Origin of the sequence: Streptomyces sp. C, assembly GCF_000158895.1 — a bacterium.
GTDB lineage: Bacteria > Actinomycetota > Actinomycetes > Streptomycetales > Streptomycetaceae > Streptomyces > Streptomyces racemochromogenes.
Window position 1 is genome coordinate 1,367,297 of sequence record NZ_GG657750.1, and the last position, 9,690, is coordinate 1,376,986.

Genomic DNA, 9,690 nt, shown 5'->3' on the forward strand with positions numbered 1-9,690 from the left:
TGTGCCGGCGCGGGCCCGTGCGGTGGGTTTGCCGGACCGGGCCCCTCGGCCGGGAGGGTGCCGGCCCGGGGGCTAGGGGAGGAACGCGTAGGAGGGGCCGGCGCGGTCGCGGGAGCAGAGTGTCACGTCCCTGCCCTTGAGGTAGGCCAGCAGCCATTCACCGAAGGTCATCTCGTAGCGGGTCCAGGCCGGGCTGTCGAACTCCTGGACCACGACCCGCCAGGGCGTCGCGGGGGTTTCGGGGACCTGGAGGAAGACCGCTTCGCCCGTGGTGGCCGTCGCCACGGGGAGCAGGGCGCCGGGGTGGGCCCCCGCCGGGCCGGGCAGGTACTCGGCCATGTCCTCGTCGCGCCAGAGTTCGAGGTCCTTCCGGATGAAGCTCCCGAGGTCGTGCAGGAGATGGGGCGCGGGGTGCATCAGGTACAGCTGGGAGTTGACCTCGATGGAACCGTAGGCGTCGGTGAACTCGCGGAAGTCCGCGGGGAACTCCACGCCGAGTTCGGCTTCCAGCGCGGTCCACGGCTCCGGGTCCGACCAGTTGAAGCGCGGCTCGCCCAGGAGGGCGGTGAGCTGCGCGAGCGTCGCCATCGTCACTCCCCCGCCGGGGCGTAGCGGCCGGCGAACCAGGAGGCCGCCGCCTGGGTGTGGAGGGGGAAGGCGAGTTCCGCCGGGGTGTGGAGGAGGTGCCAGCCCGTCGTCTCGTCCGTGGCGGCCGAGAGCGGGAGGGCCGAGGCGGGGCGGGGCGGGAGGAGGCCGAAGACGAGGAGGTGGCCTCCCGGGGAGCTGAGGACGTCGGCCAGGGCGACGTCGGAGGCGGGGGCCTCGATGCCCGTCTCCTCGCGGAGTTCGCGGACCACGGCCGTGCGCCAGTCCTCGCCGAAGTCCATGAACCCGCCGGGCAGTGCGACGCCCCCCAGGGCCGGTTCGATGGTGCGGGTGATGACCACCAGGCCGGTGCCGGCCGCGTCCTCCACCGGGAGCAGGGCGACGGCCACCGGGAGCGGGTTGCGGTAGGTGACGGCGTCGCACGCGGCGCACGCGCGGGGCCACCCGTCCGTGGCGAACGGAGCTCCGCAGGTGGAGCAGTGCGAGTCCCTCAGCTGTGCCGGCATGCGGCGATGGTACCGGCCCCTGTCGCGGTGGGGAGGCCCGTGGCAGACTTCTGACGCTTCGTCAGATCACGTTGCCCGGGAGGGGTCTTGGAACGCACACGCACGCCCGTGGTGAGCGGGTGGTTCACCGGTACGGAGGCCGGGGACGGCTTCCGCCTGCTCGGCACCCGGTGCTCCGCCTGCGCCTCGGTGTTCTTCCCGCGCGAGGACGCGTACTGCCGCAACCCGCACTGCGCCGGCGGCGGCGAGCTCGCCGAGGTGCCGCTCTCGCCGCGCGGCCGCATCTGGTCCTACACCGACGGGCGTTACCGGCCGCCGGCCCCCTACGTGTCCGATCCGGACGCGCCCTGGGAGCCGTACACCCTGGTCGCGGTGGAGCTGGAGGCCGAGCGGATGGTGGTGCTCGGGCAGGCCGCGCCCGGGGTGACGCCGGCCGACCTGGCGGTCGGCATGGAGGTGGAGGTGGTGGAAGGGGTGCTCGGCGAGGACTCGGGGGCCGCCCGGACCACCTGGCGGTTCAAGCCGGTGGAGGGGGCGCGGTGAGCGGGGACGTGGCCGTGCTGGGGGCCGGCATGCACCCGTGGGGCAAGTGGGGGCGCAGCTTCGTCGAGTACGGGCGGGCCGCCGCCCGGGCCGCGCTCGCCGACGCCGGGCTGGAGTGGACCGACGTGCAGTCCGTCGTGGGCGCCGACACGGTGCGCGGCGGCTACCCGGGCTACGTCGCCGGGGCCACCTTCGCGCGGGCGCTCGGCTGGCAGGGGGCCCGGGTCACCAGCGTGTACGCGGCCTGCGCCTCGGGGGCCCAGGCCATCGGGGCGGCCCGGGCGCAGATCCTGGCCGGGCTGGCGGACGTGGTGCTGGTGGTCGGCGCCGACGCCGCTCCGAAGGGGTTCTTCGCCCCGGCGGGGGGCGAGCGGCCGGACGACCCCGACTGGCTGCGGTTCCGGATCCTGGGCGCGACGAACCCCGCGTACTTCGGGCTGTACGCCCGGCGGCGGATGGCCCTGCACGGGGACACCGTCGAGGACTTCGCGCTGGTCAAGGTGAAGAACTCGGCGGCCGGGGCGCACAACCCGAACGCCCGCTACCGCAAGGCGGTCTCCGCCGAGGAGGTGGCGGCCTCGGCGGTGGTGGCCGACCCGCTGCGGCTGCTGGACATCTGCGCGACGTCCGACGGGGGCGCGGCGCTGGTGCTGGGCAGCATGGACTTCGCGCGGTCGCGCGGGGTGGCGGACCCGGTGCGGATCCGGGCGGTGTCGACGGTGACGCCCACGTATCCGCGTACGGTGCTGGACCTGCCGGACATCGCGACCGACTCGGCGGCCGCCGTGGAGCCGGCCGCCGGGTCCTTCCGGGCCTCGATCGCCCGGGCGGCGTACGAGGAGGCGGGGCTGGGGCCGGAGGACCTCTCGCTGGCCGAGGTGTACGACCTGTCCACCGCCCTGGAGCTGGAGTGGTACGAGGACATCGGGCTGTGCGGGGAGGGCGAGGGCGCCAAGCTCGTACGGGAGGGCGCGACGGCGCTCGGCGGGCGGGTCCCGGTCAACGCGAGCGGCGGGCTGGCCTCCTTCGGGGAGGCCGTCCCGGCGCAGGCCATCGCCCAGGTGTGCGAACTGACCTGGCAGCTGCGGGGTACGGCGGGGGCGCGGCAGGTTCCGGGGGCGCGGGCCGGGATCACCGCCAACCAGGGGCTCTTCGGGCACGGGTCGGCGGTGGTGGCGGTGCGGTGAGCGCGGCGCGCAAGTACCGGCGTCAGGGTGCTTGACGGCCCCGGGCGGCGGGTTCACACTCGCTCCACGGTCCCGCGGTGAAGGGGACCCCGCGACCCCCCATGAGAGCTGCGGCCCGTACCCCAGTCGGCGGGGGTACGGGCCGCCTCCACGTGGAGACCGGCTCCTAGGACGAGGCGCTCAGGCTCGCGCGGCGGGCCCGGGCGAGCGACATGGCGTGCTCGACGACCCCCACCAGGACGTCCTTGACGGACTCCCGGTCGCGGGCGTCGCAGAGCAGCACCGGCACCTCCGGGTCGAGGTCGAGCGCGTCGCGCACGGTCACCACCGGGTGGCGGTCGGCCCCGTCGAAGCAGTTGACCGCGACGAGGAAGGGGATGCCGCGCCGTTCGAAGTAGTCGACGGCGGCGAAGCAGTCGGCGAGCCGGCGGGTGTCGGCCAGCACGACGGCGCCGAGGGCGCCCTGTGCCAGCTCGTCCCACAGGAACCAGAAGCGGTCCTGTCCGGGGGTGCCGAAGAGGTAGAGCACCAGGTCCTCGCGGAGGGTGATGCGGCCGAAGTCCATGGCCACGGTCGTGGTGCTCTTGCCCTCCACTCCCCCGGTGTCGTCGATGCCGACGCCCGGTTCGGAGAGCCGTTCCTCGGTCCGCAGCGGACGTATCTCGCTGACCGCGCTGACCAGGGTGGTCTTGCCCACCCCGAAGCCGCCCGCGACCAGGATCTTCAGGGTCAGCGGCTCGACCGGCGAGACGGCGTGCATCGCACCGGTGCGGCTAGAGCGCCCGAAGGCCATCGATCACCTCACGGAGAATGGATTCATCGGGCAGTTCGGCCGGCGGTACCGGCCTGGTCACGTGGACCAGCTCCTCGTCGACGAGGTCGCCGATCAGGACCCGGACGACGCCTACGGCGAGGTCGAGGTCCGCGGCAAGTTCCGCGACCGACTGGGGGCGTTCCCGGCACAGCCCGAGGATGTGGGCGTGTTCCGGGGAGAGGGTCATGTCCCAGACCGGATCGTCGGCCGCCGCCTCCGCGACGACGAGCGCGATCAGGTCGAGACGGTGCTGGGCGGCGTGGCTGGTCCGGCCGCGGGTCATGGCGTACGGGCGTACGACGGGACCCGCGTCGTCGTCGAACCAGTGGGGGTGGCCGGTCTCGGGCGTGGGACGGTCGGTCGGGGGGTGGTCCTGGCCTGGATCGCTCATGCCGTCCGACTCACCCTCCGGCTGGCTGCCCGGAGCGCGGGGCGGTCGCCAGGTGGTCGCCTACGCGCTTGACCATGAGCGTCATCTCGTACGCGACCTGGCCGACGTCGGAGTCGGAGTCGGAGAGCACGGCCAGGCAGCTGCCGTCGCCCGCGGCCATGACGAAGAGGAAGGCCTCGTCGAGTTCGACCACGGTCTGGCGGACCCGCCCGGAGTCGAAGTGGCGGCCGACGCCCTTGGCCAGGCTGTGGAAGCCGGAGGCCACGGCGGCCAGGTGTTCGCTGTCCTCGCGGGTGAGGTCCTTCGAGCTGCCGGTGGGCAGGCCGTCGCCGGAGAGGACGACCGCCTTGCGGATGCTGCCGACCTTGTCGACGAGTTCGTCGAGGAGCCAGTTGAGCGGGCCGGAGCCGCGGCCCCTGGTGTCGTTTCCGGTCTGCGGTGCGGTCATCGACCGTCCCCTTCGTTCTCGTGCGCGGGACCGGCGCCGGAGCGGCCGGCCTCGGTCTCGGACTGCTGCTGTGCGTACTGGTCGCGGCCCGCCGTCCAGCCCCGCTGGAGGGCGGACATGCGCGTGCGTACGTCCTCCGCGTCCCGGTCGGTCGCCGGTTCCTCGGGGGACTGTGCCGCGGCGGGGGCCGGGGCGTTCTTGAGCTGGGGTGCGAGGTTGGCCTGGCGCACCCGGCGGGGCAGGCCGCCCGGGGCGGGCGCGGGCTCTTCGGAGCCGGTGCGCGGCGCGGGGACCGCCTTCACGGGGGCCGGACGGGGCTCCACCCGGCGGCCGTGCTCGGCGACCAGGGTGGGCGTGGGGCGCCGCCGGGGCAGCGGGACGGGTCCGCCGCCGGCGCGGGCGGCGTCGGGGTGCGCGGGTTCCGTGCGGGGGCGCTCCGCGCGGACCGGGCCGGTGGGGGCCAGGGGCTCCCGCCCGCGGTCGCGGTCGCGCTTCCAGGGGCCGCGGCGCTCCGCGTGGCCCACGCCGTGCGGGGGGCCGCCGAGGGGCCGGTCCGCGGAGCCGGTGCCGAGGAGGGCGCTGCGCGGGATGCCCGCCGGGCGGGGTCTCGTCGTCGAGGGTGGCCATGGGCGGGCGGCCGCCGACGCCGGTGAGGCCGGCGATGCCGGTGGCCATCTCGTCGAGTCCGGCGGGGTCGTCGAGGCCGTCCAGTCCGAGGAGGCCGACGGGGCTTTCCAGCTCGACGGGGCCGTTGAGCACGCCGGCGGGCAGCGGGCGGGCCGAGGGGGCCCGGTCGATGGCGGTGGGGCCGGGGCGTGCCGAGCTCTTGGCGGGGCCGGTCCCGACTCCCCGGACGCCCTTCACGGTGTCGAGGCGGATGCCGGTGCCGTTGGTGTCGGGGGCCTCGGTGAGGAGGTCGGCGGGCAGGAAGACCACCGCGGTGGTGCCGCCGTAGGGGCTGGGCTGGAGGACGACCTTGACGTTCTGGCGGCGGGCGAGGCGGCTGACCACGAAGAGGCCGAGGCGGTCGGTGTCGGAGAGTTCGAACTCGGGGGTCTCCGCGAGCCGGAGGTTGGCGTCGAGCAGCGCCTCCGGGTTCATGCCGAGGCCGCGGTCGTGGATCTCCAGGGTGAAGCCGTTGGCGACGCGTTCGCCGTGGACCTGGACGGCGGTGTGCGGGGGCGAGAACACCGTGGCGTTCTCCAGGAGTTCGGCGACGAGGTGGGTGACGTCGGCGACGGCCGGGCCCTCGATGCCGATGCGGGGCAGGCGCCGCACCTCGATGCGCTCGTAGTCCTCGACCTCGGCGACGGCGGCCCGTACGACGTCCATCAGCTGGACGGGCTTGCGCCACTGGCGGGAGGGCGCGGCGCCGGAGAGGATCACCAGGCCTTCGGCGTGGCGGCGCATGCGGGTGGTCATGTGGTCGAGGCGGAACAGGTCGGCGAGTTCCTCGGTGTCCTCGGTGCGCCGTTCCATGGTGTCGAGCAGGGTCAGCTGGCGGTGCAGCAGCACCTGGTTGCGGCGGGCCAGGTTGACGAACACCTCGGAGACGCCGCGGCGGAGCTCGGCCTGCTTGACGGCGGCCTCGACGGCGGCGCGCTGGAGGCTGTTGAGGGCGAGGCCGACCTGGCCGACCTCGTCCTTCTCGAATTCCAGGCGGGGTGCTTCGGTCTCGACGTCGACGGTCTCGCCGGCGGCGAGGCGGCGCATCACGCTGGGGAGCCGGACGCCGGAGGCCTCGTGGGCCTCCTTACGGAGCCGGGACAGGTCGCGGATGAGGTCGCGTCCGATGCGGACGGACATCACGAGGGAGACGATGAGGGCGATGAAGCCGAGGACGCCGGCCACGGCGGCCTGGACGAGGACGCCGATGGCGACGGGCTCCACGCGCTTCTGGTAGCGGTCGCCGGCGGCGGTGCCCATGGCGGCGAGGTCGCCGAGGACCTTGTTCGCGGCCTCGTTCCACTGGGCGGCGGTGACGCGCGGGTTCTTGCCGGCGCCGCCGGTGATGAACCGTTCCTCCGCGTCGCGCAGCGCCTTGGTCTGGGGGCCGTTCCAGTACTGCTCGAAGAGCTTGCGGTCGTCGGGCGGCAGGATCGCGAGGTTGAACTCGTACAGCAGGCCGCGGTTGGCGGCGAAGTCGGAGACGCGGCGCAGGTCGCCGGCCGGGACGTTGCCGGCGGCGAGGGCGGAGGCGATGACCGCGTCCTCGCGGGAGAGGGTCTCGCGGGCGCGGGTGATGCCGACGAGGGCGCGGCCCTGCTTGTCCATCTCCACGTTCTCCAGCGCGTGGAGGTTCATCAGGAACTCGTAGCAGGGGTCGACCAGCCGGCTGTAGAGCTCCAGGGCCTGGCCGGGGCTGACCCCGCCCTGGTCGACGGACCGGCGCAGGGCGTTGATGCCGTGGAGGGCCTCGATGATCGACCTGAGGCGCTGGCGGGCCTGCGGGCTGAGCTCGTCGGAGACCTCGGGGTCGAGGGCGTTGGCGGTGATGGAGCGGACCATCGTGTCGGTCGCGGTGCGGCTCTTGGTGAGTTCGGCGGTGGCGGCCACCTCGCGCGGGTCGCCGAGGACGACCAGGGTCTGGCGGCGTTCCTTCTGGACGACGCGGACGACGTCCTCCATCGGGTAGCCGACCTTCTTGATGACGTACGCGACGTCGAGCAGCTGCACTGCCTCACGGCCGGTGATGACCGTGGAGAAGCCCCAGAGGGCGGTCAGGGAGACGAGCGGCACCAGGAGCAACGCCACGATCTTCCGGCGGATGGACTTCCCGCGAAAGCGCATGGCCTCCCCAGCCTCCCCCAGCTCAACCCCGTTGTCAGGGGTCGGTGTTCCGTCATTTAAACGGCGTGAGCCTACTACTGCCAGGGAGCGGCTTCGCAGACGTGTCCGGACGTTTTCGGCCTGACCCCCGTACGAAGATCACCAGTTGTCCGATGTTTCCGGTCAAGTCAGGCCCGATATGTGGCAGATGACACTTGGTGGGGTGTCGGTTCCGTTGTCCGGATGGATGGCTGGAATTCTGCCTTCCGGGTCCGCTATACGGAACTTCGAGGGGGGTTCCGATCGTCTGACAGACAGGGCGGGGAGCAGGCTGGGGAGCAGGGCGGGAGAAGAGGCGGGGAGTGGGCGGACCATGAGGATGTACGAAGAGGACGGTACGTCGGCCGAGGCTCCGGGGCGGGGCCTGTGGGTGGAGGAGCCGGCCCGGCGGCGCCGGATGCCGGATCCGGTGCGGTCGTCGGCGGTGCGTGCGGTGCTGATCGTGGCCGTGACGCTGACGCAGGCCACGATCACCTTCTTCCTCGCGCTGACCGGGTCCTGGCTGGCCTTCCCGATGGTGCTGATGGGGATAGCGGCGACGATCGTGGCCACCTGGTCGGTGCTGGACGTGTGGATCACCCGGCAGATGTGGAACCAGCGCCACGGCGTCCTGTCGGAGCCGAGCAGTGCCGCCCGCGAGACCTGGCGCGGCCGCGCACCGGCCCGGGAGAGCCGCCTGGCGGCCGCTCCCTGGGCCGGGGGCATACCGGCGCACCAGCGCTCCGGACGCCGCTGACGGGCCCGGAGCGGCCGCGGGCCGGCCACCGCCAGGGAGCGGTGACCGGCCCGGGGCCCAGGGCGCGTCAGTCGCGTCAGTCGCGTCAGTCGCGTCAGGCCTGTGCGGCGGGCGCGCGGCGGAACATGCGGGTCGCGGTGATCTCGCCGTGGATCGTCTCGCCCTCCGGGGACTGCTGGGGCAGACCGGGACGCAGGTGCTCCTCGACGCTGATGTACTTCAGGCCCGCGCGCAGGTCGGCGTCGTTGCGCAGCCGGATGACCAGCGGGAACTCGGCGAGCGCCGTGGTGTCGAAGAGGCCCGTGGTGTAGAGCAGCTGGACGCCGAGGGCGTCCGAGACGGCCCGCTGGAGCTCCAGCAGGTACGTGGCGTTCGCGCGCCCGATCGGGTTGTCGAGGAAGAGCGTGCCCGCGTGCCGGTGCTTGTCGCGGCCGCGGTCGTTGCTGCGCAGCGCGGCCATCGTGCAGTAGAGGGCGATGGCGGCGGTGAGCAGCTGGCCGCCGGAGAACACGTCGCCCATCTGGCCGACGGGGACCCGCTCGGCGCGCAGCACCGCGTCGGGCTTGAGGATCTCGACCGCGATGCCCTTGGGTTCCAGGGCCGCCTGGACGCCGCGCAGGAGCAGGGACATGCCGTCGCGGCGGCCCTCGCCGAAGGCGGCGTTCTTCTTCACGGCCGTGCGGGTGGCCTCGTCGATGACCTCGCCGAGCCGTTCGGTGAGGGTGGCCTGGTCGGGCTCCTCGAAGCGGATCCGCAGGAACTCCTGGCCCGACCACTCGCCGAGGCCCTCGGGCAGCTGGGAGAGGCGCTGCGCGGAGCGGAGCGTGGCCAGGGCGGATTCCACCAGGCCGCGCAGCCGGTCGACGATGCTGTCGCGGTTGCGCTCCAGCTGCGCGAGCTCGTCGGTGAGCACGCGCAGGCGCGGGGCGAAGGCTGCGGCCCAGGCGGCGGCGTGCTCGGGCAGGGCGGAGGCGGGCAGTTCCCGGATCTGCTGGCGCGCGGGGGTGCGTACCTGCTCGTAGCGGTTGGCGTTGGCGTGCCGGACCAGGACGTCGCTCGCCTCGCGCACCGCGGACTCGGCGGCGGAGAGGTCGGCGGCGCAGCCGCGCAGGGAGCGGCGGGCCTCGGCGGCGGACTGCCGGGCCTCCTCCAGGGTGCCCGGGTGGGCCACCGGTTCCTGCTCGTCCTCCGGGTGGGTGTGGTCGCGCAGCAGGTCCCGCAGCAGGGCGGCGGTCTCGTCGAAGCCGCCGGCGCCGTCCTCGGCGGCGCGGTGGGCGCGCAGCAGGTCGGCGTGTGCGGCGCGGGCGGCCTCCACGGCGGCGGAGTGCGCGGCGAGCTGGGCGGTGGCGGTGCGCAGCAGGCCCTGGGCCTGCTCCACGTCGGCCGGGATCAGCTCCTCGGGCAGCTCGGTGTGCGCCTCGCCCTCGGCGGGGGCGTGCCGTTCGGCTTCGCCGCGCAGCCGGCCGAGCTGCTCGCTCGCCGTGGAGGCGCGGGACTCCAGCATCTGGACGAGGGCCTCGGCGCGCGCGGCGGCGGCCTGCCGGGAGGGGCCGTCGGCGCCGTCGGTGCCTTCGAGGAGCTGGGCGGCGAGGGTGCGGACCTTGTTGGTGAGGCGGTCGAGTTCGGCGAG

At 74.1% G+C, this 9,690-nt stretch carries 7 protein-coding genes and 2 pseudogenes; 3 read left to right on the forward strand and 6 right to left on the reverse strand.

What is annotated here, in order from left to right; translation table 11 throughout:
- Positions 1-72: 72 nt before the first annotated feature.
- On the reverse strand, positions 73-588 hold the full coding sequence (locus tag SSNG_RS05965; RefSeq protein WP_042800598.1) for an SMI1/KNR4 family protein: 516 nt from the start codon (positions 586-588) through the stop codon (positions 73-75).
- A 2-nt stretch (positions 589-590) separates the two neighbouring features.
- A complete protein-coding gene (locus SSNG_RS05970; protein WP_007262904.1) occupies positions 591-1,112 on the reverse strand; it encodes an NUDIX domain-containing protein in 522 nt (173 codons plus the stop codon).
- Positions 1,113-1,199: 87 nt separating this feature from the next.
- Between SSNG_RS05970 and SSNG_RS05975 the strand changes: the two genes are divergently transcribed.
- A complete protein-coding gene (locus tag SSNG_RS05975) occupies positions 1,200-1,655 on the forward strand; it encodes a zinc ribbon domain-containing protein (protein ID WP_007262905.1) in 456 nt (151 codons plus the stop codon).
- On the forward strand, positions 1,652-2,842 hold the full coding sequence (locus tag SSNG_RS05980; RefSeq protein WP_007262906.1) for a lipid-transfer protein: 1,191 nt from the start codon (positions 1,652-1,654) through the stop codon (positions 2,840-2,842). The genes SSNG_RS05975 and SSNG_RS05980 overlap by 4 nt, the downstream gene beginning before the upstream one ends.
- Before the next feature lie 166 nt (positions 2,843-3,008).
- Here SSNG_RS05980 and SSNG_RS05985 read toward each other — a convergent pair whose 3' ends face one another.
- From SSNG_RS05985 to SSNG_RS05995, 3 genes are read right to left on the reverse strand one after another with little or no spacing between them, the layout of a single operon-like run.
- Positions 3,009-3,635, reverse strand: coding sequence for an ATP/GTP-binding protein (locus SSNG_RS05985; RefSeq protein WP_042800602.1), 627 nt, complete (start codon positions 3,633-3,635; stop codon positions 3,009-3,011).
- Complete coding sequence (locus tag SSNG_RS05990) at positions 3,616-4,047, reverse strand: DUF742 domain-containing protein (protein ID WP_007262908.1); 432 nt, start codon at positions 4,045-4,047, stop codon at positions 3,616-3,618. The genes SSNG_RS05985 and SSNG_RS05990 overlap by 20 nt, the downstream gene beginning before the upstream one ends.
- A 10-nt stretch (positions 4,048-4,057) precedes the next feature.
- A complete protein-coding gene (locus SSNG_RS05995) occupies positions 4,058-7,285 on the reverse strand; it encodes a nitrate- and nitrite sensing domain-containing protein (RefSeq protein ID WP_007262909.1) in 3,228 nt (1,075 codons plus the stop codon).
- Positions 7,286-7,682: 397 nt separating this feature from the next.
- Here SSNG_RS05995 and SSNG_RS06000 point away from each other — a divergent pair.
- Positions 7,683-7,961 (forward strand): annotated as a pseudogene (locus tag SSNG_RS06000) (hypothetical protein); the annotation flags it as partial.
- Positions 7,962-8,154: 193 nt separating this feature from the next.
- Here SSNG_RS06000 and SSNG_RS06005 read toward each other — a convergent pair.
- Positions 8,155-9,690, reverse strand: a pseudogene (locus SSNG_RS06005) (hypothetical protein); the annotation flags it as partial.

Bases quoted from the DNA above. Each gene is read 5' to 3' on its own strand.
- SSNG_RS05965 (WP_042800598.1), bottom strand. From the start codon at position 588: ATGGCGACGCTCGCGCAGCTCACCGCCCTCCTGGGCGAGCCGCGCTTC.
- SSNG_RS05995 (WP_007262909.1), bottom strand. From the start codon at position 7,285: ATGCGCTTTCGCGGGAAGTCCATCCGCCGGAAGATCGTGGCGTTGCTC.
- SSNG_RS05985 (WP_042800602.1), bottom strand. From the start codon at position 3,635: ATGGCCTTCGGGCGCTCTAGCCGCACCGGTGCGATGCACGCCGTCTCG.
- SSNG_RS05990 (WP_007262908.1), bottom strand. From the start codon at position 4,047: ATGAGCGATCCAGGCCAGGACCACCCCCCGACCGACCGTCCCACGCCC.
- SSNG_RS05970 (WP_007262904.1), bottom strand. From the start codon at position 1,112: ATGCCGGCACAGCTGAGGGACTCGCACTGCTCCACCTGCGGAGCTCCG.